This window comes from Rhizobacter sp., from assembly GCF_032229685.1.
Taxonomy (GTDB): domain Bacteria; phylum Pseudomonadota; class Gammaproteobacteria; order Burkholderiales; family Burkholderiaceae_C; genus LMDS01.
The window spans coordinates 173,748-199,497 of sequence record NZ_JAVTWP010000039.1 but is presented as its reverse complement, the minus strand read 5'-3'; the positions used below and the strand labels follow the sequence as shown (position 1 = coordinate 199,497).

23 protein-coding genes are annotated in these 25,750 nt (G+C 67.0%); 12 read left to right on the top strand and 11 right to left on the bottom strand.

Features of this window, described 5'->3' with window-relative positions; translation table 11 throughout:
• The first annotated feature begins 133 nt into the window (after positions 1-133).
• The 3 genes from AC30PD_RS18045 to AC30PD_RS18035 all read left to right on the top strand — a co-directional run bounded on the left by AC30PD_RS18045 (position 134) and on the right by AC30PD_RS18035 (position 4,326).
• A complete protein-coding gene (locus tag AC30PD_RS18045) occupies positions 134-2,608 on the top strand; it encodes a PAS domain S-box protein (RefSeq protein WP_489537051.1) in 2,475 nt (824 codons plus the stop codon).
• Between the two features lie 141 nt (positions 2,609-2,749).
• Positions 2,750-3,418 (top strand): DsbA family oxidoreductase, encoded by a 669-nt coding sequence (locus tag AC30PD_RS18040; protein WP_489537050.1) that lies wholly within the window; start codon positions 2,750-2,752, stop codon positions 3,416-3,418.
• A complete protein-coding gene (locus tag AC30PD_RS18035; protein WP_489537049.1) occupies positions 3,418-4,326 on the top strand; it encodes an alpha/beta fold hydrolase in 909 nt (302 codons plus the stop codon). Before AC30PD_RS18040 ends, AC30PD_RS18035 begins: the two co-directional genes overlap by 1 nt.
• Here AC30PD_RS18035 and AC30PD_RS18030 read toward each other — a convergent pair.
• Positions 4,310-5,281, bottom strand: coding sequence for a DUF2817 domain-containing protein (locus tag AC30PD_RS18030; RefSeq protein ID WP_489537048.1), 972 nt, complete (start codon positions 5,279-5,281; stop codon positions 4,310-4,312). The two genes, AC30PD_RS18035 and AC30PD_RS18030, sit on opposite strands and share 17 nt — an antisense overlap.
• The gene (locus tag AC30PD_RS18025) at positions 5,275-6,849 is read right to left on the bottom strand and encodes an SDR family NAD(P)-dependent oxidoreductase (protein WP_489537047.1); all 1,575 of its coding nucleotides are present in this window, start codon (positions 6,847-6,849) and stop codon (positions 5,275-5,277) included. Before AC30PD_RS18025 ends, AC30PD_RS18030 begins: the two co-directional genes overlap by 7 nt.
• Before the next feature lie 198 nt (positions 6,850-7,047).
• Here AC30PD_RS18025 and AC30PD_RS18020 point away from each other — a divergent pair, with 198 nt between their 5' ends.
• Positions 7,048-7,593: a hypothetical protein gene (locus AC30PD_RS18020; RefSeq protein ID WP_489537046.1), complete on the top strand. Its 546-nt coding sequence runs from the start codon at positions 7,048-7,050 to the stop codon at positions 7,591-7,593.
• Positions 7,572-8,894, top strand: a complete 1,323-nt coding sequence (locus AC30PD_RS18015) for an MFS transporter (RefSeq protein ID WP_489537045.1) — start codon at positions 7,572-7,574, stop codon at positions 8,892-8,894. Before AC30PD_RS18020 ends, AC30PD_RS18015 begins: the two co-directional genes overlap by 22 nt.
• On the opposite strand, the gene AC30PD_RS18010 is transcribed toward AC30PD_RS18015, so the two are convergent.
• The gene (locus AC30PD_RS18010; RefSeq protein WP_489537058.1) at positions 8,883-9,800 is read right to left on the bottom strand and encodes a LysR family transcriptional regulator; all 918 of its coding nucleotides are present in this window, start codon (positions 9,798-9,800) and stop codon (positions 8,883-8,885) included. The two genes, AC30PD_RS18015 and AC30PD_RS18010, sit on opposite strands and share 12 nt — an antisense overlap.
• Positions 9,801-9,959: 159 nt before the next feature.
• On the opposite strand from AC30PD_RS18010, the gene AC30PD_RS18005 reads away from it, so the two are divergent.
• From AC30PD_RS18005 to AC30PD_RS17995, 3 genes are read left to right on the top strand one after another with little or no spacing between them, the layout of a single operon-like run.
• Positions 9,960-10,562: an outer membrane beta-barrel protein gene (locus AC30PD_RS18005; RefSeq protein ID WP_489537057.1), complete on the top strand. Its 603-nt coding sequence runs from the start codon at positions 9,960-9,962 to the stop codon at positions 10,560-10,562.
• A gap of 48 nt (positions 10,563-10,610) precedes the next feature.
• Complete coding sequence (locus AC30PD_RS18000; RefSeq protein ID WP_489537044.1) at positions 10,611-11,525, top strand: CPBP family intramembrane glutamic endopeptidase; 915 nt, start codon at positions 10,611-10,613, stop codon at positions 11,523-11,525.
• 8 nt (positions 11,526-11,533) lie between these two features.
• Complete coding sequence (locus tag AC30PD_RS17995) at positions 11,534-12,529, top strand: alpha/beta hydrolase family protein (protein WP_489537043.1); 996 nt, start codon at positions 11,534-11,536, stop codon at positions 12,527-12,529.
• Positions 12,530-12,591: 62 nt separating this feature from the next.
• On the opposite strand, the gene AC30PD_RS17990 is transcribed toward AC30PD_RS17995, so the two are convergent.
• Positions 12,592-13,755, bottom strand: a complete 1,164-nt coding sequence (locus AC30PD_RS17990) for an EscU/YscU/HrcU family type III secretion system export apparatus switch protein (RefSeq protein ID WP_489537042.1) — start codon at positions 13,753-13,755, stop codon at positions 12,592-12,594.
• A 208-nt stretch (positions 13,756-13,963) separates the two neighbouring features.
• On the opposite strand from AC30PD_RS17990, the gene AC30PD_RS17985 reads away from it, so the two are divergent.
• From AC30PD_RS17985 to AC30PD_RS17970, 4 genes are all read left to right on the top strand, one after another.
• On the top strand, positions 13,964-14,515 hold the full coding sequence (locus AC30PD_RS17985; RefSeq protein WP_489537041.1) for a fasciclin domain-containing protein: 552 nt from the start codon (positions 13,964-13,966) through the stop codon (positions 14,513-14,515).
• Between the two features lie 169 nt (positions 14,516-14,684).
• Positions 14,685-15,542, top strand: coding sequence for a CheR family methyltransferase (locus tag AC30PD_RS17980; RefSeq protein WP_489537040.1), 858 nt, complete (start codon positions 14,685-14,687; stop codon positions 15,540-15,542).
• A 16-nt stretch (positions 15,543-15,558) separates the two neighbouring features.
• Complete coding sequence (gene cheD, locus AC30PD_RS17975) at positions 15,559-16,215, top strand: chemoreceptor glutamine deamidase CheD (RefSeq protein ID WP_489537039.1); 657 nt, start codon at positions 15,559-15,561, stop codon at positions 16,213-16,215.
• 42 nt (positions 16,216-16,257) lie between these two features.
• A complete protein-coding gene (locus AC30PD_RS17970; protein WP_489537038.1) occupies positions 16,258-17,337 on the top strand; it encodes a protein-glutamate methylesterase/protein-glutamine glutaminase in 1,080 nt (359 codons plus the stop codon).
• Between the two features lie 62 nt (positions 17,338-17,399).
• On the opposite strand, the gene AC30PD_RS17965 is transcribed toward AC30PD_RS17970, so the two are convergent.
• The 7 genes from AC30PD_RS17965 to AC30PD_RS17935 all read right to left on the bottom strand — a co-directional run bounded on the left by AC30PD_RS17965 (position 17,400) and on the right by AC30PD_RS17935 (position 25,720).
• On the bottom strand, positions 17,400-17,789 hold the full coding sequence (locus AC30PD_RS17965) for a PilZ domain-containing protein (protein ID WP_489537037.1): 390 nt from the start codon (positions 17,787-17,789) through the stop codon (positions 17,400-17,402).
• Between the two features lie 58 nt (positions 17,790-17,847).
• Positions 17,848-19,596, bottom strand: coding sequence for a methyl-accepting chemotaxis protein (locus AC30PD_RS17960; RefSeq protein ID WP_489537036.1), 1,749 nt, complete (start codon positions 19,594-19,596; stop codon positions 17,848-17,850).
• A gap of 71 nt (positions 19,597-19,667) precedes the next feature.
• On the bottom strand, positions 19,668-21,293 hold the full coding sequence (locus tag AC30PD_RS17955) for a methyl-accepting chemotaxis protein (protein ID WP_489537035.1): 1,626 nt from the start codon (positions 21,291-21,293) through the stop codon (positions 19,668-19,670).
• A 33-nt stretch (positions 21,294-21,326) separates the two neighbouring features.
• On the bottom strand, positions 21,327-21,833 hold the full coding sequence (locus tag AC30PD_RS17950; RefSeq protein WP_489537034.1) for a chemotaxis protein CheW: 507 nt from the start codon (positions 21,831-21,833) through the stop codon (positions 21,327-21,329).
• 48 nt (positions 21,834-21,881) lie between these two features.
• Complete coding sequence (locus AC30PD_RS17945) at positions 21,882-23,450, bottom strand: methyl-accepting chemotaxis protein (RefSeq protein WP_489537033.1); 1,569 nt, start codon at positions 23,448-23,450, stop codon at positions 21,882-21,884.
• A gap of 43 nt (positions 23,451-23,493) precedes the next feature.
• Entirely contained in the window at positions 23,494-23,949 is a 456-nt protein-coding gene (locus AC30PD_RS17940) for a cache domain-containing protein (RefSeq protein WP_489537032.1), read from the bottom strand.
• A gap of 202 nt (positions 23,950-24,151) precedes the next feature.
• Positions 24,152-25,720 (bottom strand): methyl-accepting chemotaxis protein, encoded by a 1,569-nt coding sequence (locus tag AC30PD_RS17935; protein ID WP_489537031.1) that lies wholly within the window; start codon positions 25,718-25,720, stop codon positions 24,152-24,154.
• Positions 25,721-25,750 lie beyond the last annotated feature (30 nt).

Here is a 25,750-nt window from a genome sequence, read left to right as displayed (position 1 = left end):
GGGCGGGGGGGAAACTTGAGGCGGATAAGAGGGGGGAAGGGGGGGCAGTTCGGGGGCTGGGGCGCGGGGGGCGCGGGGTCGTAGTGAGCGACAATTCGCACGGGAGTCCCATCACTGGAGGTGTCGCCATACCATGAACTTGCGCGTGCTTAGCTGGGATGGCCCCACCAGATGGCTCGTAGCCGGCAATCTGATCCTGGCCGTGCTCCTGGGGTCGATTGCCGGTGTGGCGCTCTACTCGAGCAAGCAAGCTCACACCGAGAAGGCCCGGGATTCCGCGGAGTCCATGACCAACGGCTTGCGCCAGATGCTGGGTTCGGAGATCCGCCAGGTCGACATGGCGCTCTTGAATGTGCGGTCTGCCCGTGACCGGCACCCAGACGACAGGGCGGAAATCGAGGCCGTGCTCGCTGACCAGTTGGCTCTCCTCCCGTGGGCCGACAGTCTGAGAATCACCGACGCCAGCGGCATTGTTCGCCACGGGCCGGGCGTATCGGGCATGACGGTCGACCTGAGCGACAGGCCCTTCTTCAAGGCCGCGAAGGCTTCCACCAAGGATGAACTGATCTTCTCCGAGCCGCTGCAGGCGAGGATCAGCAAGAAGTGGGTCATTGCCTTTGCGCGACGCCTCCAGAAGAGCGACGGAACCTTCGATGGTGTGGTCTACGCCAATGTCGCGGCCGACGCCTTTCGCCAGCGCTTCGCCGAGGTCGACGTCGGGATCTATGGCGCGATCTCGTTGCGCACTGCGAACCGCCAGCTCGTCGCACGCCACGCCCCCGGAATTTCCGAGCCTCCTGCCATCGGCTCGTCGAAGGTGTCGAGTGAGCTCGAGCGCGCGCTGGTGCGGAACGCTCGAGCCGGCTTCTTCATCTCGGCCACGGCGCTCGACGGCGTCGAGCGGATGTCGGCCTACCAGGCCATCGATGACTACCCGTTCATCATCCTCGTCGGCTTGTCCACGGCCGACTATTTCGCAGCCTGGCGCCGCGAGGCCGCGCAGATCGGCGTGCTCCTCCTGCTGTCGTTTTCCACCCTGGTGGGCGCGTCGTACCTGGTGCTCCGCTCGAGGCGCCGCGAACGTGAGAGCGCACAACTGCTGATGGGGGAGGGCTTGCGTAATCGGGCCCTGCTCAGGGCGGCGAGCGATGGCGTCCAGGTGCTCGACAGGGAGGGCCACGTGAGCGAAGCGAGCGAGTCATTGGCCCGGATGCTGGGAACCGACCGCAAAAGCTTGGTGGGCCAGCATGTCAGTGCGTGGGACATGCGCTTTCCGGCAAAACACATCAACGAGTGGCTGAGGGCGGTGCCGCTGGGCGAGCAGAGGCAGTTCGAGTCGAGGTACCGCCGAAATGACGGTTCGATTTTCGACGTCGAAGTTCAAGCGTCCGTCGCCGAGGTCGATGGGCAAGAGTACGTGTACTGCTCGGTGCGCGATGTCTCCGAGCGCAAGCGATTGAATCAGCAACTCATCGCGGCAATCAACGAGGTTCGCGACCTCTATGACGAGGCGCCTTGCGCCTACTACTCGCTCGATGCAGACGGACGAATCGTTCGCATGAATACCACGGGGCTGCGGTGGCTGGGTGGCACTGCAGAGGAGGTCATCGGCCAAAGTCCGGGGCGCTTCCTGCAAGATGAGGGGCGGGCGCAGTTCAAGGCAATCTTTCCCCGCTTCATCTCCGAAGGACGCATCGAAGGCGTCGAGTTCGAGCTGGTGCCGTTGGTCGGGCAGACGAGACGGGTGCGCATGAGTTCGGTTGCAGTTCGAAACGAGGCGGGCGGGTTCCTGATGAGCCGATCGGTGATGCACGACGTGAGCGATGCATACCGAGCGCAGGAGGTTCGTTTGACTGCGGCCAGGCTCGAAGCGGAGAACCGACAGTTCCGCGAGGCGAACCGCGTCAAGCGCGCATTTCTTTCCAACGTTTCGCATGAGATGCGCACGCCGCTGAACGGCATTCTTGGCCTGACCAATCTGCTTCGCTCGGGAGCCATCGACCCGGGCTCCCCGAAGTTCGCCCAGTTCCTGGATCAGGTCGACGGCAGCGGGCAGAAGTTGCTGAAGCTGATCGAAGCGGTGCTGCAGATCGCGAACGCCGAATCCGGGCGTCTGGAAGTGGTTCCCGAACCGACGGACGTCCAGTACGTCGTTGCGACGGTCCTTTCCATGTTCGACCGCGAGCTGAAGGCGAAGTCGATCAAGGTGGAGGTGAGCGTCGAGCAAGGCGCAGAGCGTGCCGTGCTGGACCCGCTGCGGTTGGTGCAAGCTCTCGCGTCGTACGTCTCCAACGCGGTGAAGTTCAGCACGAAAGGCGGGCTTGTTCAGGTGATGGCATCGGTGGTGGAGGACAACTCGCTGCGCGTCGAGGTGACCGACTCCGGTATCGGCATTGCGCCAGAGCACATGTCTCGCCTCTTCGTCGATTTTCAGCAGCTCAGCGAGGGGCACACAAAGGCGTTTGAAGGCCTTGGTGTGGGGCTGGCGCTGACCAAGCGCATCGTGGAAGCCCAGAAGGGCAAGGTCTCCGCGCGGAGTGAAGTGGGCAGAGGGAGCTCGTTCGTCTTTCAGCTCCCGGGAGTGATTCTCGCGGTGGCCCAGTCCTGACACGCACGATGCACTGAGCAGTTGGGCACCAAGGCGGCTAACCACCCCCAAGCTTGGGCGGAAGCCAACGCCACCTCTGCCAAAAGCACGTCCGCGGAACACAAGACAGAATCTGCATTCCCCACCCTGTTGATCATCCGCATGACTACTCTCCCCGCTACCCCCACCCTCCGCATCGACTTCATCTCCGACGTGGCCTGCCCCTGGTGCGCCGTCGGCCTGAACTCGCTCGAACAGGCCTTGCGAACGGTGGCTGATGAGATCCCCGTCGAGCTGCACTTCCAGCCCTTCGAACTCAACCCCACCATGGCCGCCGAAGGCGCCGACGCGGGCGAGTACCTGAAGGCGAAGTACGGCATGGGCGACGAGCAGCTGGCGCGCAACCGGGCCAACATCCGCGAGCGGGGCGCGGCCGTGGGCTTCGCTTTCGGCGAGCGGGCGCGGGTCTGGAACACTTTCGACGCGCACCGCTTGCTGCACTGGGCCGGGCTGCAGGGTAGCGGTGCGCAGCGCTCGTTGAAGCACGCGATGCTGAAGGCCTATCACGGGCAGGGGCTGAACCCTTCCGACCCGCAGTTGCTCACGCAGCTGGCGGCCGAGGCCGGGCTCGACGTGGTGCAGGCCGCGGCGGTGCTGAGCGAAGGCCGCTATGCCGACGAGGTGCGCGCGGCCGAGGCCGAGTGGCAGCAGGCCGGCATCCAGTCGGTACCGGCCATCGTGATCAACCAGAAGCACCTGATCTCGGGTGGCCAGCCGCCCGAGATCTTCGAACGGGCCTTGCGGCAGATCGCGGGCAGTGCGGCGGCGTGATGCCAACCATGGCCCCGCTCAAGCACATCGAAGCCGGCGTGCTCGACATCGCCTACTTCGAGGCCGGCCCGAGCAGCGGGCCGCCGGTGTTCCTGATGCACGGCTTTCCGTACGACATCCACGCCTACGCCGAGGTGGCGCCGATGCTCGCGGCCGCGGGTTGCCGCGTGTTCGTGCCTTACCTGCGCGGCTACGGGGGCACGCGCTTTCTCGATGCTTCGACTCCCCGTTCCGGCGAACAGGCCGCGCTCGGCGCCGACCTGCTCGCGCTGATGGATGCGCTGCAGGTGCCACGCGCCGTGCTGGCGGGTTACGACTGGGGCGGCCGCGCCGCGTGCGTCGTGGCCGCGCTGTGGCCCGAACGCTGTGCCGGGCTGGTCTCGTTCAACAGCTACAACATCCAGAACATCGCGCGTGGCATGGAGCCTTCGAGCGCTGAAGACGAACACCGGCTCTGGTACCAGTACTACTTTCACAGCGAGCGCGGCCGGGCCGGGCTGGCGCAAGACCGGCGCGGCATCACGCGCTTGCTGTGGGCGCTGTGGTCGCCCACCTGGGCGTTCGACACGGCCACCTTCGAGCGCAGCGCAGCGGCGTTCGACCACCCCGATTTTGTGGACGTGGTGATCCACTCGTACAAACACCGTTTCGGCCTGGTGCCGGGCGACCCGGCGTATGCGCCCATCGAGCGCCGCCTCGCGCTGCAACCGGCCATTGCGGTGCCCACGATCACCTTCGACGGCATGGACGACGGCGTGCGCGGCCCGGCCGACGCATCGGCCCACGCAGCCCAATTCACCGGGCCGCGCTCGCACCGGCTGGTGCCGGGCGTGGGCCACAACATGCCGCAAGAAGTGCCGCGCGTGTTCGCCGACGCGGTGCTGGAGCTGGTCAGCGCTGGGCGCTGATCAACGCCCGGTCCTGATTCAGCACAAAGGCGATCGCCGCGTTCACCGCCGCGACCTGGGCCTCGTTGCATTGCGCCGGGGTGGCCAGCGGGCTGTCGGGGTAGACCTCGGTGGTCGTCACGAAGCGCGCGCCCGTCATGGCGCCGCACAGTCCGCTTGAAGCCTGGGCGAACTGGACCACGCCTTCCTGTTGCAGCGGCATGCCGATGATGAAGCCGCGTTCATCGGCCGCGGCAATGTGGGTCACACGGCGCACCGCGTCGATCAGCGCGCGCTGAAAGTCCGGCGCAGGCCGCGCGCTGTCGACCGCCAGGTAGAACCCGTCGGGGATCGGGTCCAGCACGAAGGGCTCACCGTCGCGTGCGGCCTTGGCGGGGCCGAATTCGCTGTTGTCGGTGTCGGTGGTCTCGTGCAGGTCGACATGCACGTCCACACGCTCGCCATTCGCAGCAACGCAGGCCATCGCCAGCGCCGCTTCGGCGGCCGGGCTGTTCGGCTTGAACTGGCGGTTCGGGTCGAGCGCCTCGGGGTTCCAGCGGTTGATGGTCTCGTAACCCCAGGGGCTGATGCAGGGCAGCACGAGTATGTTGACGGCCTCGGCATGGGCGTCGAAGTGCTCCTCGATCCAGCGCAACGCGCCCTGCACGCCGCTGGTCTCGTAACCATGCACACCGCCGGTGACCAGCACCACGGGGCGCTCGGGTTGCCAGCGGCGGCTGCGCACCGCACAGAGCGGGTAGCTGGCCAGACCCAGGCGGGTGTAGTCGAGAACGCCGTACTGAATGAGCTCGGCCTGTGCGGGCACCCCCGCACGCAGCGGCGCGAGCACCTCTTGCGCATAGCTGCGCCGCACCCGCTGGCGGCCGAGCCAGGTCGCCTTCTCGGCTGCGCCCCAGCGGGTGCCGGGTTGGCCGATCGGATAAGGGCTGTCTAGTGGCGCGGTGGTGGTCACCATGGCGTGGTCCGGTAGTCTTTCAGGAACTGGCCCCACACGTGCTCGCCGGTGTTGATGCCGCTGATGATGGGGTCGAGGATGCGTGCCGCGCCGTCCACGATGTCGAGCGGCGGGTGAAAGCGGTGCTCGGCGGTCTTGCGCGCGGCAATGTCCACGGGGTCTTCGTCGGTGACCCAGCCGGTGTCGACGCTGTTCATGTGGATGCCGTCGCCGTGGTAGTCGGCCGCGGCCGTGCGCGTCATCATGTTGAGCGCGGCCTTGGCCATGTTGGTGTGCGGGTGGCGCGTGGTCTTGAAGCTGCGGTAGAACTGCCCTTCGACCGCCGACACGTTCACGATGTGCTTGTCGCGCCCCGGCGTGCGCAGCATCAGCGGCTTGAGCCGCGCGTTGATGATGAAGGGCGCCACGGCGTTGACCAGTTGCACTTCGAGCAGTTCGACCGCCGGCACTTCGTCCATCAGCATGCGCCACGAATTGCGCTCGCGCAGGTCGACCTGCTGCAGGTCCTGGTCGAGCCGGCCTTCGGGGAACAAATGCTGTTGCGCCAGCAGCTCTTCGGGCAAGAGCGGTATCTGCGACAGCTCGGCCGCGCGCGTGAGGGCCGGCAGCGCGGCAGCCAGTGCCGTGGGCCCGCTGGCGCCCTGCGTCTCGGGCAGGATGTGGCTGCCGCGCAGGCCTTCGTAAGTGCCGATCAGCTGGCGCACCGCGGCGGGCGCGTGCTGCAGCGCCTGGGTTTCGCCGGCCATCATGTGGGCGTAGAAGTCGGGCGGGCGGCGCACCGTCTGGCAGGCGTTGTTGACGATGAAGTCGAGCCGCTCGCGCGTGCTCAGCAGTTCGTGGCAGAAGGCTTCCACGCTGGGCGTGTGGCGCAGGTCGAGGCCGAAGATCTCGAGGCGGTGGCCCCATTCGGCAAAGTCGGCCTCTTGCGCATAACGCGCCGCCGAGTCGCGCGGGAAGCGTGTGGTCACGATCAGGTGCGCGCCGGCACGCAGCAGCTTCAGCCCGGTCTGGTAGCCGATCTTCACGCGCCCGCCGGTGAGCAGGGCCACACGCCCGCGCAGGTCGGCCAACTCGGTGCGCTTGGTGAAGTTGAGCTGCGCGCAGGCCGGGCACAGCTGGTCGTAGAAGTGGTGGATGAGCTCGTACTTCGCCTTGCACACGTAGCAGTGTTTCGGCTCGGTGCGCGGCCCTTCGCGGCCGGCTTCGGCGTCTTCGAGCTTGCCCACGTCTTGGGCCGAAAAGCCCAGCGGCGGGAAGAACGCGGGCGCCGTGAACACCGGCTTGCGCCGCAGCGCGCGAATGCCGGTTTCGTGCAACACCGCGTCGTTCTCGCGGTGGTTCGTGGCACGGCGCTCGCGCGCGGCGGCGCGGCGCAACTGGCGGCGCTCGCGGTGGTCGGGGTGGTGAATGCGCGCAACGGCCTGGAACAGGCGCTCGCGCTCGGGCGCCGGCAAGGCGTCGACGAGCTTGAAGTCGGCGGCGATCTGTTCCAGCAGCAGCGTGGTGGCGCGCAGCCGGTCGAGCAGGTCGGGGTCGGGCGCCGGAGTGGCAGGGCGGGGATGGTTCATCCCCGGATTGTCGGGTACCGCCCCGGCGCCCAGTTCGAGCGCAGTCGGAACGAAGCGGCCATCGCGCCGCGGTGGCATGGCGTTGCGCGCAACAACCGAGTGCAAGCGCTGCGCCTTCCGCCGCGACGGGCGAGTGTCTATCTTCTTCACAAGCGTTCGAACAGCTTGTTGTGCGAACGAAACTCAAGGACACCACTCATGACGCGGAATACTTTCGACACCTCGATCGAGGGCATCCAATCGGTCTGGGGGCCGCTCGACACCGACGTGGTCGCCGGTTGCCGCCGGCACCTGGAACACCTGCTCGGAGCCCCTGCCACCGAGGGCTGGTTGGCGGCGTTGCGCAAGGAAGGCCCTGCGAGCAAAGAGCTCTACCGAGATCCTGAACGGGGCTTCGTGCTGCTGGCTCACACCGAATACGCAGGCTTGTACAGGCCGCCTCACGACCACGGCCGAGGCTGGGTCATCTATGCCGTTCAGCAGGGCGAAATCGAGATGGGGACGTACGCCCGAGTCGAAGACCCCGACGGCCGGGTCCGGTTGGTGAAACGGAACTCGACGCTGGTCGGGCCCGGCCAGGTTCAGGTGTACCTGCCCGGCGACATTCACGACACGCGCTGCATCACCGGGCCGGCGCTGTTGTTCCGCTTCACCGAGCGCGATTTGAAGAAGGAAGACCAGCAAGAACACCGCGTGACACGCTACGTCGAGCGGGGCGGCGTGTGGACCGTGGGCTCGCCATGATGGCGGTGGCCGCCGTGCTGGCGGCGGTGGTGCTGGCCGTTCTGGACACGGCCATCGCCAACGTGGCGCTACCCACGATCGCCCATACGCTGCATGTGACGCCAGGCGACTCGGTGTGGGTCATCACTGCGTACCAGGCCGCGCTGGTGATGGGCCTGTTGCCATGCGCCGCGCTGGGCGACAGCCTGGGCCATCGCCGCGTTTTCACGCTCGGCATCGGCCTGTTCACGGCCGCTTCGGTGTTGTGTGCGTTGTCACCCTCGCTGCCGTGGCTCGTGGCGTCGCGTTTCCTGCAGGGGCTTGGCGCCGCCGCCGTGATGGCGCTCGGCATGGCGCTGCTGCGCCTGATCGTTCCACGGGACCGGCTGGCCGCCGCCATCGGCTGGAACGCACTCACCGTGGCTTTGTCTTCTGCCGCGGGCCCGACGCTCGGCGCTCTGGTTCTTTCTGTCGCGGGCTGGCCCTGGCTCTTCGCATTGAATCTGCCGCTCGGCGCGGCGGTGCTCCTGGCAACGCGCGCCCTGCCGCAAGTGGCCGGCAGCGCGCGCCGGCTTGACGGGTTCAGCGTGGCATTGAATGGGGCGGCATTCGCTTCGCTGGTGGTCGGCGCCGAGATGCTGGTGGTGGAGCCAGCGGTCGGCGTGGCGCTGCTCACCCTCGCAGCCCTCTGCCTGGCTTCGCTGATTCGACGCGAGACCCAAAAGCAGGCCCCGTTGATCCCGCTCGATCTCTTGCGAGACGCCTCCTTCCGCATCTCTGTGATCGCGTCGGTTTGTTGCTTTGCCGGCGTGACCATCGGCTTGTTGTCACTGCCCTTTCTGTTGCAGCACGGTCTCGGCCAGAACACGCTGAGCACGGGCCTGCACATGACGCCGTGGCCGTTGACCGTGGCCGTGGCCGCGCCGGTGGCGGGTCGTCTTGCCGGCCGAATACCGACCGCATGGCTGTGTGCCGCAGGCGGCGCCCTGCTGGCGGTCGGCATGGCGTCGATGTCGCTCTGGCCGTTCCAGGGCGGCCCCACGCCGCTGGTGTGGCTCACCATGCTGTGCGGGTTGGGATTCGGCCTCTTTCAGGTGCCGAACAATCGCAACATGTTTCTCACGACACCGCATGAAAGAAGTGGCGCGGCCGGCGGCATGCAGGCCACCGCCAGATTGGCCGGCCAGACCGCCGGCGGGGTCGTGACAAGCCTGCTGTTCACGATGGCACCCGCCACCGATGCGCCGAAGGTCGGGCTCGGCATCGGCGCGTTGCTGACGGCGGCGGCCGGGCTCGTGAGCGCCTTGCGCTCAGGTCGGTAGAGAGCCGCGCAGGCCTTCGGCGCCGCAGGCATCGCGCACACAGCCACGGAGCCAGCGGTGCGCCATGTCGCCGTCGAGGCGCGGGTGCCACAACAGCGAAACCGTGAACGCCGGGATGGCCAGCGGCATCTCGAAACTGTGCATGCCGGCGTAAAGATTGCCCGTGTGCCGCTCGTGAACGCAGGCCACGAGGTCGGTGGCACGCACCAATGCCAGGGCCGCGGAAAAACCTCCGACGGTGGTGCTGACCTTTCGCTCCAGGCCCAGCGCCGACAGGGCGTTGTCGACAGGTTTCTTGTCGTTGTCCCGACGAGAAATGTGCACGTGCTCCGCAGCTGCAAACCGTGCCAGTGTCATCTTCCCTTTGCTGAGCGGGTGCCCTGCTCGAACCACGCCGATGTAGCGGTCCCGGAATAGCGCTTGCGTGCGCACTTCCGGGCCGATGGTGCTGTCCACCACACCGGTTTCTAGATCGACGAACCCGTCGCGCATCGGCCCGCTGTCCTTGTCGAGTTTGTGCAGGAAGTGCAAGCGAACGCCAGGCGCCTGTTTCGCCACGCGCGCCAGCAGAGCCGCGCCGAAGTTCTCGACAAATCCCTCGCTGGCGCGCACCGTGAAGGTTCGCTCGACCTGCCCGAGATCGAGCTTGTCGGCAGGCCGCAAAACAGCTTCGGCCTCATGAACGAGCCGGCCGACAGCATCGCGGAGCTCGTGTGCGCGGGGCGATGCGACCAAACCGCGGCCCGCCCTCACGAGCAGCGGGTCGCCTGTGGCTTCACGCAGCCGTGCGAGGGCCCGGCTCATGGCCGACGGGCTCAGGCGCAATCTGCGCGCAGCGCGCGCCACGTTGCCTTCGGCGAGCAGCACGTCGAGGGTGAACAGCAAATTGAGATCGGGTCGGGACACGTTGTCACTCCGGGTGCGGCAATCCACATGTGGCGCGGGATGCATGGACTCAGTGCAAATGATGCGCCTTCCGCCGCCGGGGGCATGTCCTTAAGCTCGGGCCACCGAACTGCAGCGCCCCGTTCACGGGGTTCAACCCCACGCACTCAAGGCTTGTCGATGACTTACCACTCAGCAGGCGCCGTTTGTTGCGCCACATTGGCCACGCTCTTTGCACATGCCCCAGCCAACGCGCAGGCCGCCGCAGACCACGCCGTGATCGGCCCGTACATCGGCGTGGCGTACGGCGCGGCCTTTGGCAACCGCGAGACCGACGACTCGAACCACGACAGCGACGAATCCATCGGGCACGCCATGAAGGTCTATGGCGGCTACCAGTGGAGTGAACACTTCGGCGTTCAGGCTGGATATGCAGGCATGAGACGGCTCAATCAGGACACCGGCAAGGGTGCGACGCTGGTCACACGATCGGCCAACGGCCGAAGCCTGTACCTGGCGGGCACTGCCCGGCTGCCCTTGGGGTCGTCGTTTGCGTTGACCGCCAAACTCGGTGCTTCTTTCGGCAAGGTCGGCAGTGCCCGCCCCTCCTCGGCCGCCACCGACGCACTGCTCGGCCACAAGACATCGCTCATGTTCGGCACGGGCGCTGAATACGTGCTCGACCACCACGTGGCGTTTTCGATCGAGCTCGACAGCTACGGAAAAATCTCCGACCGGGTCAAGGGCAACACCTTGACCCTGGGCACCCGCATCACGTTCTGAGCGGCGCCTTGTTGGCGAGATCAGGCACCCACCGAACACGAAGGTCCGATGTCCACGACCGACACTCCGCCTGCCGCTCAGCCCGCCGGTTCCGCCTCGGGCAAACCCTGGCGCAGGGCACTGCGCCACCCGCTCGCTCACATGCTGGGCGCGTCGCTGGCGATGTGTCTCGCGCTGGCACTCAGCTTCGCGCTGATGGAAGCGCTGCTGCCGAAGCCCATGCTCGTCACCTGGCCCAACCTCGTGGCCGCGCTCGCTGGCGCATCGGGCTACGGCGCGTGGGTGAAGTGGGTCGAACGGCGCGAGGTGACCGAACTGGGCACCGCTGGCGCGCCGGCCGAATGGGCGGGCGGCGCCGGGCTGGGCGTTCTGCTGGGGCTGCTCTCGCTGGCGCCGCTGTGGGGCCTGGGTGTCTACCGCATCGAGGGCATGAGCAACAGTCTTGCGCTGGTCAAGCTAGTCCCCGAAATGGCACTGGTCGCGGTATTCGAAGAGGTGTTGATCCGCGGCGTGATCTTTCGCATCGCCGAGCAGGCCTGGGGCAGCAGGCGTGCGCTGCTGCTCTCGACCGCGGTTTTCGCCGCGGCCCACTTGCCCGGCGAGATCGGCCTGATGGGCGTGCTCGTCACGGCAGCGGCATCCCTCGCCTTCACCGCAGCCTACCAACTCAGCCGGCGCCTGTGGCTGCCGATCGGCATGCACTTCGCGTGGAACTACCTGTTCTCGGCCGTGTTCTCGGTGCCGGTGTCGGGCCACGAGGCGAAGGGCTGGCTGCGCGGCTCGATGAATGGCCCCGACTGGCTCGGCGGTGGCGCTTACGGCGTCGAGGCATCGGCCCCGGCGCTGCTGGCCTGGGCAGTGGCCGCCGCGCTGTTGCTGCGCCGCGCCCACTCGCGCGGCATGTTCACGCCACGCCCTCTGCGCGACCACCCCGTCATCTCAACCGAAAGGCACCGTTCATGAAAACGCTCATGTCAACATTGTTGGTGGCAATCGCCGCCCTCGTCGCTGCGCTGGCCGGCTCCGGCGTTCATGCTGCGGGCTTTCAGCGCGACTTTGCGGCCGACCCCGCCGGCAAGCCTCTGGAGATCGGCATCTGGTACCCCAGCCAGGACACGGCACGGCCCATCACGATGGGGCCGACGACGATGAGCGTCGCCGTCAACGGCGCCCTGCAGGGCCAGGCGCTGCCGCTGGTGGTGATGTCGCACGGAAACGGCGGCTCTTTCCTCGGTCATTTCGACACGGCCATCGCCCTGGCCGACGCCGGTTTCGTCGTGGTGGCCGTCACCCACACCGGTGACAACCATGCCGACCACAGCCGCAGCGTCGAGGTCATGGACCGGCCGCGCCACGTCAGCCGTGTGATCGACCACATGCTGTCGACCTGGGTGCGGCATTCCATGCTCGACCCCGCACGCATCGGCATGTTCGGCTTCTCATCGGGCGGTTTCACGGCGCTGGTGAGCATCGGTGGCATTCCTGATTTTTCGAAGGTCGGACCGATGTGCCGCCAGTACCCCGGCGACTTTGCGTGCCAGCTCGTCGCACAGAGCGGCAGCCCGATCGTGGTGCCCTTGCCGGCCGCCACCGCCGGTGCTGCCGACCCCCGCATCAGAGCCGCGGTGGTGGCCGCACCGGCATTGGGATTCACCTTCTCGCCGGACGGGCTCAAGAACGTCAAAGTGCCCGTGCAGCTGTGGCGCGCCGAGAACGATGCCGTCGTTCCGCACCCGCGCTATGCAGAGGCCGTGCGGCTCGCGCTGCCGCAAGCGCCCGAGTACCACGTGGTTCCCCAAGCCGGGCACTTCGACTTTCTGGTGCCTTGCAGCAGTGCTCTGGCCTCGATCGCGCCGGCCATCTGCACCAGTGGCGCAGGCTTCGATCGCGCGGCGTTTCACGCGATCTTCGACGCAGCGGTCGTCAGCTTCCTGAGCAAGACGCTGGGGGCCGCGTCGACAAACTGATTCGGCCGATCGCCAGACGCAGACGTGAACGCTCCTCGGTGAGGCTCACGCATTCGCCCCCATCAGTCGAACGATTCCTTCTCGGGCACCGGCTTGTTGTGCGGGTCGAGTTCTGCCGGCACGTTGAGCTCGGGCAACGCAGCCGGCATCGGCACGTGGCCCTTCAGCGCGGCGCGCAGCTGGTACACGTAGGCCAGCACCTGCGCCACGGCGGCGAACAGCGCGGCCGGGATCTCGCGGTCGAGTTCGGCGTGGGCGTAGAGCGCACGCGCCAGCACCGGCGCCTGCAATACCGGCACCTTGGCGTCGGTGGCGGTGTCGCGGATCTTCATCGCCAGCAGGTCGGCGCCCTTGGCCACGACCCTGGGTGCGCCCATGCGGCCGTCGTCGTACTTCAGCGCCACGGCGTAGTGGGTCGGGTTCATCACGACCAGGTCGGCGGTGGGCACGGCGGCGATCATGCGGCGGTTGGCGGCCTGGCGCATCATCGCGCGCACCTTGGCCTTGACCTCCTGGTTGCCTTCGAGCTCGCGGTGTTCCTGCTTCAGCTCGGCGTGGCTCATTTTCAAACGCTGCGCATGCTGGTATTTCTGCAGCGGCACGTCGATCGCGGCGAAGGCGGCGAGCGCCAGCAGCAGCAAGGTCATGCCGCCCAGCACGGTGTGCGTGCCGTGCTCGATGGCGGCGCTGAGCGGCATCGCCAGCAGGCCCGAGAAGTCATCGACGTGGCTCCTGAAGTAGAGCGCGCCGATGGCGCCGAGGATCAGCGCCAGCGCACTGCCCTTGAGCGCGTCGATCAGCTTGTCTTTCGAGAGCAGCCCCACCACGCCGGTCAGCGGGTTGAGCTTGGAAAAGCGCGGCATCATCGCTTTCATTGACCAGTTCCAGCCGCTGATCGCCACGCTGCCGGCCATGGCGGTCGCTGCCATCACGCAGCCGAACGGGATCACGACCCAGAGCCACGAGATCGTGAGCTCCAGCAGGCGCGTGCCCATGAAGCCGGGGTTCTGCACCGCGGCGCTGTCGAAGCGCAGGCCCTGCATCAGCATGTTCTTCAGCCAGTCGGCGAGCAAGGGCGCAAAGCTGACGAGCAACGCACCACCGGCCGCGATGGCCACGAAGTGCCCGAGGTCGCGCGAACGTGCGATCTGCCCTTCTTCGCGCGCTTTCTGCAGCTTGCGGGGTGAGGCAGGTTGGGTGCGGTCTTGTGCGTCTTGGGAAGCCATGGCGGAAGCGGCGAACAGGGGTTCAGCGCCTCGCCATTGTTCCGGGGTGGGCCAAAAACCGGGGGCGGATCAGAGGGGTGAAGCCGGGGTTGTTTCGCGGTGTGACTGCAAAAAACTTTCGGGCCGGCGCATCTGTCGCGCAAAACGCCGCGTATCCCACCCCGCGCCGCTTCGCAGCGTCAACCCACTAACGCAGAAGGACTGAACCATGAAACAACTCAAACTCTCGACGATCGCCCTCGCCCTCGTGATGTCGGCCTCCACGATCACCGCGATCGCGCAGGTCACGGTCGGCGGTGCGCCGATGTATGCCAGCAAGGACATCATCGACAACGCCGTCAACTCGAAGGACCACACCACGCTCGTGGCTGCCGTGAAGGCCGCCGGCCTGGTCGAAACGCTGAAGGGCCCCGGCCCGTTCACCGTGTTCGCACCCACCAACGCCGCGTTCGCTGCATTGCCGGCCGGCACCGTCGACACCCTGCTCAAGCCCGAGAGCAAGCCCGCACTGACCAAGGTGCTCACCTACCACGTGGTCTCGGGCAAGATGGACGCGAAGGCGCTCATGGCCGCCGTGAAGGCCGGCAACGGCAAGGCGACACTCAAGACCGTGTCGGGCGGCACGCTCACCGCCACCAGCAACGGCAGCGCCGTGATGGTGATGGACGAAAGCGGTGGCACCGCCAACGTGACGATCGCCGACGTGACGCAATCGAACGGCGTGATCCACGTGGTCGACAAGGTGCTGCTGCCGAAGTAAGGCACTCGCCCCACCCGACCGAAAGAGGCGGCCCACGGGCCGCCTTTTCCGCTTTCGGGGCGTGCCGCGCGGCGCTCAAGCTGCCGGCGATCCTGCCGATAACAAGCCATCAACAGGCCCACCGGACAACCCCGGTGCGCCTCATGCTGCCTTGCCCCGAGGGATCCCGATGAGCGCCCTGCCCGCCTATGCCAACCCCGCTTCCCAGCGCTCGGAACCGGAATTCAGCTTCGATGCCACCGATTTCGAACGCATCCGCAAGCTGATCTACAAACGCGCCGGCATCAGCCTGCACGCGGGCAAGCAGGCCATGGTCTACAGCCGCCTGTCGCGACGTCTGCGCGACGCGAACTTCCAGTCGTTCGGCCAGTACCTTCAGAACCTGGAAAACGCCACCGGCGCGGCCGCCGAACAGGAATGGCAGGAGTTCGTGAACTGCCTGACCACCAACCTCACCTCGTTCTTCCGCGAAGAGCACCACTTTCCGGTGTTGCACGCCGAGCTCACCGCACGCAAGGCCAGCGCCGTGCGCATCTGGTGCAACGCCGCCTCGACCGGCGAAGAACCCTACTCGCTCGCGATGACGGTGAACGAAGCACTCGGTGCCAACGCCAACGCGAAGATATTCTGCAGCGACATCGACACCAAGGTGCTCGCCACCGCTGCGGCCGGCGTTTATGCCGCCGACGCGCGCGGCCTGAGCCCGGAGCGGCTGCGCCAGCACTTCATGCGGGGCACCGGCGCCAACAGCGGTTTCATCCGCATCAAGCCCGAACTCAAGAAGCTGGTCGAGTTTCGCGCCTTCAACCTGATGGACGAACGCTGGTCGCTCGGCGACCCGTTCGACATCGTGTTCTGCCGCAACGTGATGATCTACTTCGACGCGCCCACGCAGCGCCGCGTGCTCGAGCGCATGCACCGCACGATGCGCCCCGGCGGCCTGCTGTTCGCCGGGCATTCCGAAAACTTCGGCGATTCGAAAGACCTGTTTCGCCTGCGTGGCAAGACCGTCTACGAACGCGTCTGAGCACCCAGCGCACGCCATGGCCCTTCTCGCCCCCACCCGCAGCGCCCCCGCCGGCTCGGCCTCCTCGCGGCTCGAGCAGCTGAAGCGCCGCCCGCGCAAGCCCGGCGAAGCTTCGTTCTTCTGGTACGAACCGCAGTTCGCCAACGAGGCCGTGAAGGTCTTGCCCGGCGAGTACTTCGTGTACCACGAAGACATCCTCATCATGACCACGCTCGGCTCGTGCATCGCCGCCTGCCTGTGGGACCGCCAGGCCAAGGTCGGCGGCATGAACCACTTCATGCTGCCCGAAGGCGCCGGTGAATCTGGCCGCTACGGCTCGTTCGCGATGGAGTTGCTGATCAACGAGATGATCAAGCTCGGCGCCACCCGCTCGTCGATGGAGGCCAAGGTCTTCGGTGGCGGCCAGGTGATCTCGGGCATGAACTCGATGAACGTGGGCGAGCGCAACACCGCCTTCGTGCTCGACTACCTGAAGGCCGAGCACATCCAGGTGGTCTCGAAGGACGTGCTCGACATCTACCCGCGCAAGGTGTGCTTTCTGCCGGCCAGCGGCAAGGCCATGGTCAAACGCCTGGCCTCGGCCAACAACGAAGCGCTGCTGGCGCAGGAGCGCGCCGCCGCACAGAAGGTGGCCCCGGCAGCGAGCAGCGGCGGGTCGGTCGACCTGTTCTGAACGCCACGGCACCAGGAACGCAAGAACAAGGAGACAAGCACCATGGCCAAGACCCGCGTCGTCGTCGTCGACGATTCCGCCCTGGTTCGCAGCCTGCTCGCCGAGATCATCAACCGCGAGGCCGACATGGAATGTGTGGGCGCCGCCGCCGACCCGCTGGTGGCACGCGAAATGATCCGCGACCTGAACCCCGACGTGATCACGCTCGACGTGGAAATGCCGCGCATGGACGGCATCGACTTCCTGTCGAAGCTGATGCGCCTGCGCCCGATGCCGGTGCTGATGGTCTCCACGCTGACCGAGCGCGGTGCCGACGTGACGCTGCGCGCGCTCGAGCTCGGCGCGATCGACTTCGTGGCCAAGCCCAAGATCGGCGTGGCCGACGGCCTGCGCCTGCTGGCGCAAGACATCACCGAGAAGATCCGAATCGCCTCGCGCGCGCACGTGAAGCGGGCGCCCACCGTCGCACCTGGCGCGGCGCCGGCGAAGGCCAGCGCACCAGTCGCCAACCTGGGCCGGCTGTCGACCGAGAAGATCATCTTCATCGGCGCGTCCACCGGCGGCACCGAAGCGACGAAAGACGTGCTCGTCAACCTGCCGCACGACGCGCCTGCCGTGATGATCACGCAGCACATGCCGCCCGGTTTCACGAAGAGTTATGCGGCGCGGCTCAACGGCCTGTGCCGCATCGCCGTGGCCGAAGCGGTCGACGGCGAACGCGTGCTGCCCGGCCATGCCTACCTGGCGCCGGGTGGTTTTCACCTGAGCGTGGAACGCTCCGGCGCCAACTACGTGGCGCGTGTGCGCGACGGCGAGCCGGTGAACCGGCACAAACCCTCGGTCGAAGTGCTGTTCAAGTCGGCCGCGCGTGTGGTCGGCCCGAACGCGCTGGCCATCATGCTCACCGGCATGGGCGCCGACGGCGCCACGGCGATGAAAGAGATGCGCGACGCCGGCAGCTACAACCTGGTGCAGGACGAAGCCAGCTGCGTGGTCTTCGGCATGCCGCGTGAAGCCATCGCGGCCGGTGCGGCGCATGAAGTGCTGCCGCTGACGCAGATCACGCACCGCCTGCTCGAGCGCCTGCGTGGCTTTGGCGGGGCGGGCAGCAACCGGCTCTGAGCCGGTTTCTCGCTTGTTGAGGCCGCGGCGCGTGAGCGCCCGCAGCGTCTACGACCTGGAGCTCAAGACGAGCCGATCACCGAGCTCGTGTGGCGCAGCTTGCGAATCCAGTGGTCGATGACCTGGCGGACGTTCGCGGGCAGGCTGACCCAGAGGCCCCCCAGCCGATAGTCGTCACCCGAGAGCACCACGTTGACGACGCGCACCTTGCACTGCACCGCCAAAAGTTGCGGGCCGCCGTCGGCGTCGGGCACGCCCATCGTGATCGACAAGACCGTGCCCACGGCCACCATTTCGCCGGTGAGCAGGCCCAGGCCGTCACCGGAAATGTCGCTCAGCCGCGCATTGATCGTGCGCTCGCCGCTCAGGTGAAGGTTGGCACGCCAGTAGACGCGGTAGCGCTGCTCGCGCCGGCTCTCGACCTGGGGCGGTGAAGCGAAGTTCTCTTTCATGGCGGCGGCTGCAGTCGCGGTGCGGGGTCGGGTGCTGCTGCAGGCAGCTCGCGCGGGCTCAGAAGCTGGTCCACTCGTCGTCGGTGCCGGTCTTGCGGGCCGCGATGGGCGCCGCTGCCGGGCTCGCCGGGGCACTGACCTTCGGGCTCAGGCGCGCCACGTTCTTGGCGCGGTTCGGGCCACGGCGGTCCGCCGGCGTGCTCTCGGCCTGGAATGATGCTGCCGGGCTCGCCGCGTGGGCAGCGTCACCGTGAGTCAGCCGGAACACGGCCACGGTCTGCACCAGCGCATGCGACTGCGCCTTCAGGCTCTCGGCCGCAGCGGCACTTTCTTCGACCAGCGCGGCGTTCTGCTGCGTGGCCTGGTCCATCTGCGTGACCGCTTCACCCACCTGCGCCACACCCGCACTCTGCTCGGTGCTGGCGCTGCTGATCTCGCCCATGATGTCGGTCACGCGCTTGATGGCGGTGACGATCTCGGTCATGGTCTCGCCGGCCTGGTCGACCAGTGTGGTGCCTTGTTCGACGCGCTCGACGCTGGCACCGATCAGGCCCTTGATCTCCTTGGCCGCTTCGGCGCTGCGCTGCGCCAGGCTGCGCACTTCGCTGGCCACGACCGCGAAGCCTCGGCCTTGTTCGCCGGCACGCGCTGCTTCGACCGCCGCGTTCAGGGCCAGGATGTTGGTCTGGAAGGCGATGCCGTCGATCACGCCGATGATGTCGCTGATCTTCTTGCTGGCGTCGTTGATGCCTTTCATGGTCTGCACGACCTGGCCGACGACTTCACCACCCTTGATGGCCACGGTGCTCGCACCCATGGCCAGCTGGTTGGCCTGCTTGGCGTTGTCGGCGTTCTGGCGCACCGTGGAGCCGAGTTGCTCCATCGACGCGGCGGTCTCTTCCAGCGCGCTGGCTTGCTGCTCGGTGCGTGACGACAGGTCCTGGTTGCCGGAGGCAATTTCCGAGGAGCCGGTCGCGATCGAATCGCTCGCCATGCGCACGTTGCCGACGACCTTGACCAGGCTGTCGTTCATCTGCTTGAGCGCGGCCAGCAACTGACCGGCTTCGTCGCTGTTCTTCACTTCGATGCGCGCCGTGAGGTCGCCCGCAGCAACACGCTCGGCCACCGCCACCGCTTCGCCGATGGGGCGCACGATGGAGCGGGTGAGCCACCAGGCCACGAAGCCGCCGGCCAGCAGCGAAGCCAGACTGATCAGCAGGATCAGCCACTTCGCCTTCTGGTAGGCGACTTGCGCTGCCGCGCCGCTGTCGGCGGTCTGCTTCTTAAGCATGTCGTCGAAGGCGTTGATGTGAGCCAACACCTGCGTCAGCATGGGCATGCACTCCTGCGTCAGCGCCTTGACGGCCGCTTCGGTCTTCTGCGTGGCGGCCAGGTCGAGCACCTTGCCCGCGATGGGCAGGTAGCTGGCCTCCAGCGTGCGCAGCTGTTCGAGCATCTTGCGCTCTTCGGTGCTGGCGGTCGTGTCTTTCATCAACACCGCCAATTGCTCCATGCCCTTGTCGATGCCGGCCTGCGCGGTTTTTTCGCGTTCGAGGTCGGGCTTCTGCGCCGCCGCGTCGGTGATCAGCACCAGGTTGCGTGCCGAGATGGCGCGCGCGCTGACATTCATCTCGACGACGCTCAGCGCCTTCAGCTTGGCTTCACCCACGTCGGTGATGAACGCCACTCGCTCCGAGAGCGAAGCCATTTCGCGCAGGCCCAGGCCCGTGGTCACGAGCTGCATCACCAGCAGCGCTGCAAAACCCAAACCGAGACGAGCGCCGATCTTCATGTTTCCGATTGACATGTTCTTCTTTCGTTTTCAATCACTATTGAAACGGCGCCTCGACTTCTCGCCACGAGCTACTGCAGCACTCCTCAGAAAGTCTCCCAGTCGTCGGTGCCGGTTTTCGCCGGCTTCAGGCTGGCCGCCGGAACGGCGGCACTGAGCGTGGGGATCGCGGCCTTGTTGAACCCCGGCCGAACCACGTTCTTCGCGCGGTTCGGGCCGCGGCGCTCAACGCCGCTCGCGGCGGGGGCGGCCTTCGGCGCCCAGGCCTTGGTGGCCGGCGCTGCGGCGTCGCCTTGCGACAGCTTGAACAGCGCCACCACCTGCACCAGTTGCTGGGCCTGGACCTTCAGGCTCTCGGCCGCAGCGGCACTTTCTTCGACCAGCGCGGCGTTCTGCTGCGTGGCCTGGTCCATCTGCGTGACCGCTTCACCCACCTGCGCCACACCCGCACTCTGCTCGGTGCTGGCGCTGCTGATCTCGCCCATGATGTCGGTCACGCGCTTGATGGCGGTGACGATCTCGGTCATGGTCTCGCCGGCCTGGTCGACCAGTGTGGTGCCTTGTTCGACGCGCTCGACGCTGGCACCGATCAGGCCCTTGATCTCCTTGGCCGCTTCGGCGCTGCGCTGCGCCAGGCTGCGCACTTCGCTGGCCACGACCGCGAAGCCTCGGCCTTGTTCGCCGGCACGCGCTGCTTCGACCGCCGCGTTCAGGGCCAGGATGTTGGTCTGGAAGGCGATGCCGTCGATCACGCCGATGATGTCGCTGATCTTCTTGCTGGCGTCGTTGATGCCTTTCATGGTCTGCACGACCTGGCCGACGACTTCACCACCCTTGATGGCCACGGTGCTCGCACCCATGGCCAGCTGGTTGGCCTGCTTGGCGTTGTCGGCGTTCTGGCGCACCGTGGAGCCGAGTTGCTCCATCGACGCGGCGGTCTCTTCCAGCGCGCTGGCTTGCTGCTCGGTGCGCTGGCTCAAGTCCTGGTTGCCCGATGCGATCTCGGAGCTGGCCACCTCGATGCTCGCCGACGAGCGCTGCACTTCCAGCAGTGCCGAGTCGATGCGACCGAATGCCCGCTTCAGGGCCAGGCCGCCTTCGCTCTTCACCTCGACATGGTCGAGCTTGAGCGAGACACGGCCTTCGGTGTCGACGGCCTGCACCAGCTTCTGCAGTTCGTCGCCCTGCTCGGCAGCCCGGCGCATGCTCACCGCAACGAAGATTTCGAGCGCGGTCTGCACCACCACGTAGCCGGCGTGCATCATCACTTTCAGGAAGTTCGGCTCCGGCGTGCAGTACACGCCGACACCGGCCGCCTGCAGGCGATCGAACAGCACGTGGTGCACCGCGAAGAAGCCTGCCGACACGAGAATCGGGCGCCAGTCACGGTAGACGAGCAACAACGCCAGCGTGACGAACACACCGAAGTGGAACTCGATGGTGCCGCGGCCGAGGTGAATGTGCAGCGCGACCATCGACGACAGGCACACCGCCATCACGAGGCGCGAAGCCGTGCTGCCGCGCATCGTCATGTACGCCACGGCGCCCAGGCCCAGCAGGGCGCCCGCGGCCGCGATGGCCAACATGAGCGAGCCGTAGTAGGAACCGATGGCGACGGCGGCGGCAGCGGCGGTCACCAGCGTGACCAGCAGGATCGCATCGGCGGTCGCGCCCAGTGAAGAGGACGACGGTGTGGCAGTGTGGCTTGACATGGGCTTGTTCTGGTTGTTGTGCTGCGCCGGCCTTCAGACCCCGACCAGGCCCATTTCTTCGCTGGCCATCAGGCCTTCGATGTCCATCAGGATCAGCATGCGTTCACCGACGCTGCCGATGCCGGTGATGAAGCTCGCATCGACGGCCGAGGCCATTTCGGGTGCGGGCTTGATGGCGTCCTTGGCCAGTTCGAGCACATCGGAAACCGAGTCGACCACCGCGCCGACCACGCGGCCCTTCACGTTGAGCACGATCACGACGGTCAGCGCGCTGTAGTCGGCGCTCTCGCAACCCAGACGCAGTCGCAGGTCGACGATCGGCACGATCACGCCACGCAGGTTGACCACGCCCTTGATGAACGCCGGCGCATTGGCAATGCGGGTGGGCGGTTCGTAGGAGCGGATCTCCTGCACTTTCAGGATGTCGATTCCGTACTCTTCGCCACCGAGGCGAAAGGTCAGGAATTCGCCGCCCACGTGCTGGGCGGTGTGGCTGGCTTCGTGGCGTGCCACCACGGCGGCGTCGGTCATCGTGTTCATGGGGTTTCCTTGTGTCTTGCGGTTCGGGGAGTGAAGGGTTGACAGGGCTCAAGCCGCCGCGGCGAAAGAGCGACCGGCGTGGTCGGCGAGCCTGAAGTTGCCCACCACGGTGGCGAGCTTGCCGGCCTGGTCTTTCAGGCTTTCAGCGGCGGCGGCGCTCTGTTCGACCAGCGCCGCGTTCTGCTGCGTCATCTGGTCGAGCTGCACCACCGAGGTGTTGACCTGGCCGATGCCGTCGGACTGTTCGCTCGAGGTCGCAGTGATCTCGCCGATGATGTTGGAGACACGCTGCACGCTGCTGACGATCTCGTTCATCGTCTGGCCGGCATCGGCCACCAGGCGCGAGCCGCCTTCGACCTTGTCGACCGAAGCGCCGATCAGCACCTTGATCTCCTTGGCGGCCTGCGCACTGCGCTGCGCCAGCGAGCGCACTTCGCTCGCCACCACTGCGAAGCCGCGACCCTGCTCGCCCGCACGCGCCGCTTCCACGGCGGCGTTCAGCGCCAGGATGTTGGTCTGGAAGGCGATGCCATCGATCACGCCGATGATGTCGCCGATCTTCTTCGAGGCCACGTTGATCTCGGTCATGGTGCTGACCACCTGCGACACCACCTGGCCGCCGCGCGCCGCCACTTCGGCGGCGGTCGAGGCGAGCTGGTTGGCCTGGCGCGCCGAGTCGGCCGACTGCTTCACGGTGCCGTTGAGTTGTTCCATCGAGGCCGCGGCCTGCTGCAGGCTCGACGCCGTCTGTTCCGTGCGAACGCTCAGGTCGAGGTTGCCGGTGGCGATCTCGGCGCTCGCCGTGCGGATCGACTCCGAAGAGTCGAGCACCGTGCGCATCGAGTCGCCGAGCTGCTTGGTCATCGCGCCGAGTGCACGCACCAGGTCGCCCACCTCGTCGCGGCGTTCGCTGCTGGCCTTGACGGCCAGGTTGCCCGCCGCCACTTCGCCGGCAATGGCGGCAGCGCGCGCCAGTTCGGCCGTGAGCTTGCGCTGCATCAGCCACGAGAGAGTGACCGCCACCACCGCGCACAAGAGGCCGAGGGCGGTGAGCATCCAGCCGATGCGGCTCGAGCTCTTGTCGGCCGCGGCCATGGTCTCGCTCGAGGCGGTCTCGACCCGCTTGACCACGCCGCCCATCGATGTGGCGAGCGCGGTGAAGGTCGCGTCGGCGCCCTGCATCGCGGCGATGCCGGTGTTCGGGTCGACCGACGACAGGTCGATCGCCGAGTCGGCCTGCGCCAGGTATTTGTCGATCTGCTTGCCGAGCGCGGCGACACCGGCGGCCAGCGCTTCGTCGCCACTGCGCGACTCGGCGACGCCGGCCGCCACCCGCTTCACGCCCGCCAGTTGTTTGGCCAGGTCGGCCCGGTAGGCCTTGACCTTGGGCTCGTCGAGCGAACCGATCAGGGCCACCGTGCGGTACACGCCGGCGTGCACCTGGGCCACCTGCTCCTGCGCGCTGGCGAGGGTGCGAAAGTCGTCGAGCTGGGCCGCGAAGGTGGCGCGGTTGGCGGTGGCCGCGCGGCTTGCCACCAGCGAATCGACCTGCCCGGCACCGAAGACCACGACGGCCGTGAGCAGCGGAGCAGCGAGCAGTTTCAGAGCCAGTTTCATGGGAACGTCCTGTCGGGTGGGAAGCGCTTCGGGGCGGACGGGTTTACTTGTAGATGCCGCCGCACACCGCCGTGTCTTCGAGCTTCTCGCAGTACGCGGTCTTGGGCTCGATCTTCTTGTTGGTGGGGTTGGTGAACTTGTAGTCCTGCCAGAAGGTGCCCTTGCTCGCGGCCAGCTCGACGCGTTCTTTGACGAAGGCCTTGCCGTCCACGTCTTTCAGCTCGATCAGGTTCTTGCCGATCATCTTTTCGTTGGCGCCGTGCGCGCGCACCGTGCCGTCCAGGCCGTAGACCACGAGGTACAGGTCACGGTCCTTGAACTGGCTGGTCTTGCTGCTGATCTCGGCGTAGCCCTTGTCCTTGCCCTGGGCCTTGATGAAGGCGACGCCCTTCTTGACCATGGCGGTGGCTTCGGCGGCCGAAGCGCCTTCGTTGGCGTGGGCAATGCCGGCAAAGGCCAGGGTGGCGGCCAGGGTGGCGAGGCTGAAATGTCTGTTCATGGGGCAATCCTTGAAGTCGGTGCGCGTCGGGCGCTGCGGGTTGGGTGGCGGCCCTCGGTACTTCTGGCGGGGCTGCAACAGGTATCGGCCGTTTTCCCTTGCAAATGAAGGGTTGGCCGCAGATTCTTTGTGGCGCTGCGCACGGCGGACGCAAAAACGCCCGGCAGTCCGCAAGAACGGCCGGGCGTTGCGAAACGAGCGGTCAGGCGTGGGCGAGCTGGCCCGAGCCGAGCTTGAACACCGCCACCAGCGACGCGAGCTTCACCGTCTGGCCTTGCAGCGACTCGGCCGCAGCGGCGCTTTGTTCGACCAGCGCCGCGTTCTGCTGCGTCATCTGGTCGAGCTGGGTGACGGCCTGGTTCATCTGGCCGATGCCGTTGCTCTGCTCGGAGGCGGCGGTGGTGATCTCGCCCACGATGTCCGAAACGCGCCGCACCGAATCGACGATCTCGTGCATGGTCTGGCCGGCCGCAGCCACGAGGCGCGAACCGCTCTCGACCTTGTCGACCGAAGCGCCGATCAGCACCTTGATCTCTTTCGCGGCCTGCGCGCTGCGCTGGGCCAGCGAGCGCACTTCGCTCGCCACCACCGCGAAGCCGCGGCCCTGTTCGCCGGCACGGGCGGCTTCCACGGCCGCGTTCAAGGCCAGGATGTTGGTCTGGAACGCAATCCCGTCGATCACGCCGACGATGTCGGAGATCTGCTTCGAGCTGGCGTTGATCTCGTCCATGGTGCTGACCACCTGTGCGACCACCACGCCACCGCGGCCTGCCACTTCGGCGGCGCCGGCCGCCAGGCGGTTGGCCTGGGCTGCGGAGTCTGCCGACTGCGACACGGTGCCGGTGAGCTGCTCCATCGAGGCCGCCGCCTGCTGCAGGTTGCTGGCGGTCTGCTCGGTGCGTGCCGAGAGGTCCTGGTTGCCGGTCGCGATCTCGGCCGAGGCGGTCGAGATGCTGTCGGTGCTGGAACGCACCTGGCCGACAAGCTGGTGCAAGGCACCCTGCATCTGGCCAAGCGCCCGCAGCAGGTCACCGATCTCGTCGCGGCGTGTCGAGTTCAGGGTCTGCGACAAATCGCCACCGGCGATCAGCGCGGCCGTCTTGACGCCTTCCTGCAGCGGCGTGGTGACCGAGCGGGTGATGAAAAACGCCATCGTCGCGCCCACCGCCACGCTCAGCAACAGCAGGATCAGCAGCGCCTTGCTCGAGGTGCTGATGCCGGCGCTCAGGCGCGCAGCCTCGGCCCCGGCCAGCTCGATCTGGCGATCCTGCACCGCCGCCATCGCGGCGAGGTAGGCCTCGGAGGCCGGCAACATCTTGTTCGTGAGCAGGGCCTCGGCCGCGGGCGCGTCGGCCTGCTTGACGAGTTCGAGCAACTGGCCCCGCACCGCCACGTAGGCGGCGCGCTGGCTCGCCACCGTGGCCAGCAGCGCCTTGCTGCCTTCGTCGTCGGCGACCAGGGCCTCCATCGACTTCTGCAGCGTGCTGATCTCGGCCGAGGTGGCCTTGATCAGCGGGCCGAAATAATTTTCGATTCCGGGCTGGCCGTTCGCCTTGGCGATGGCCACGCTGCGGCTCACGTTGATCTGGGTCTTGCTCACCCATTCGCGGGCGACGCTCGCGCGCTCCTCCAGCTTCGCCAGCTCGGCCAGGCCGCCGTTGGCGCGGTTGAGCTGGGTCCAGGCGATGCCGACGATTACCAGCAGCAGCAAAAGCACGGCGCCGAAGCCGATGGCCAGGCGGGAGCCGATGCGGACGTTGTTCAGGTTCATGGCGTGGCTCGTTGGTTCAGGTTTTCGGAG

What these genes read in the sequence shown, in the direction of transcription:
- AC30PD_RS18045 (WP_489537051.1), top strand. Translation starts at nt 134, where the DNA reads ATGAACTTGCGCGTGCTTAGCTGGGATGGCCCCACCAGATGGCTCGTA.
- AC30PD_RS18040 (WP_489537050.1), top strand. Translation starts at nt 2,750, where the DNA reads ATGACTACTCTCCCCGCTACCCCCACCCTCCGCATCGACTTCATCTCC.
- AC30PD_RS18035 (WP_489537049.1), top strand. Translation starts at nt 3,418, where the DNA reads ATGCCAACCATGGCCCCGCTCAAGCACATCGAAGCCGGCGTGCTCGAC.
- AC30PD_RS18030 (WP_489537048.1), bottom strand. Translation starts at nt 5,281, where the DNA reads ATGGTGACCACCACCGCGCCACTAGACAGCCCTTATCCGATCGGCCAA.
- AC30PD_RS18025 (WP_489537047.1), bottom strand. Translation starts at nt 6,849, where the DNA reads ATGAACCATCCCCGCCCTGCCACTCCGGCGCCCGACCCCGACCTGCTC.
- AC30PD_RS18020 (WP_489537046.1), top strand. Translation starts at nt 7,048, where the DNA reads ATGACGCGGAATACTTTCGACACCTCGATCGAGGGCATCCAATCGGTC.
- AC30PD_RS18005 (WP_489537057.1), top strand. Translation starts at nt 9,960, where the DNA reads ATGACTTACCACTCAGCAGGCGCCGTTTGTTGCGCCACATTGGCCACG.
- AC30PD_RS18000 (WP_489537044.1), top strand. Translation starts at nt 10,611, where the DNA reads ATGTCCACGACCGACACTCCGCCTGCCGCTCAGCCCGCCGGTTCCGCC.
- AC30PD_RS17995 (WP_489537043.1), top strand. Translation starts at nt 11,534, where the DNA reads ATGTCAACATTGTTGGTGGCAATCGCCGCCCTCGTCGCTGCGCTGGCC.
- AC30PD_RS17990 (WP_489537042.1), bottom strand. Translation starts at nt 13,755, where the DNA reads ATGGCTTCCCAAGACGCACAAGACCGCACCCAACCTGCCTCACCCCGC.
- AC30PD_RS17985 (WP_489537041.1), top strand. Translation starts at nt 13,964, where the DNA reads ATGAAACAACTCAAACTCTCGACGATCGCCCTCGCCCTCGTGATGTCG.
- AC30PD_RS17980 (WP_489537040.1), top strand. Translation starts at nt 14,685, where the DNA reads ATGAGCGCCCTGCCCGCCTATGCCAACCCCGCTTCCCAGCGCTCGGAA.
- cheD (WP_489537039.1), top strand. Translation starts at nt 15,559, where the DNA reads ATGGCCCTTCTCGCCCCCACCCGCAGCGCCCCCGCCGGCTCGGCCTCC.
- AC30PD_RS17970 (WP_489537038.1), top strand. Translation starts at nt 16,258, where the DNA reads ATGGCCAAGACCCGCGTCGTCGTCGTCGACGATTCCGCCCTGGTTCGC.
- AC30PD_RS17965 (WP_489537037.1), bottom strand. Translation starts at nt 17,789, where the DNA reads ATGAAAGAGAACTTCGCTTCACCGCCCCAGGTCGAGAGCCGGCGCGAG.
- AC30PD_RS17960 (WP_489537036.1), bottom strand. Translation starts at nt 19,596, where the DNA reads ATGTCAATCGGAAACATGAAGATCGGCGCTCGTCTCGGTTTGGGTTTT.
- AC30PD_RS17955 (WP_489537035.1), bottom strand. Translation starts at nt 21,293, where the DNA reads ATGTCAAGCCACACTGCCACACCGTCGTCCTCTTCACTGGGCGCGACC.
- AC30PD_RS17950 (WP_489537034.1), bottom strand. Translation starts at nt 21,833, where the DNA reads ATGAACACGATGACCGACGCCGCCGTGGTGGCACGCCACGAAGCCAGC.
- AC30PD_RS17945 (WP_489537033.1), bottom strand. Translation starts at nt 23,450, where the DNA reads ATGAAACTGGCTCTGAAACTGCTCGCTGCTCCGCTGCTCACGGCCGTC.
- AC30PD_RS17940 (WP_489537032.1), bottom strand. Translation starts at nt 23,949, where the DNA reads ATGAACAGACATTTCAGCCTCGCCACCCTGGCCGCCACCCTGGCCTTT.
- AC30PD_RS17935 (WP_489537031.1), bottom strand. Translation starts at nt 25,720, where the DNA reads ATGAACCTGAACAACGTCCGCATCGGCTCCCGCCTGGCCATCGGCTTC.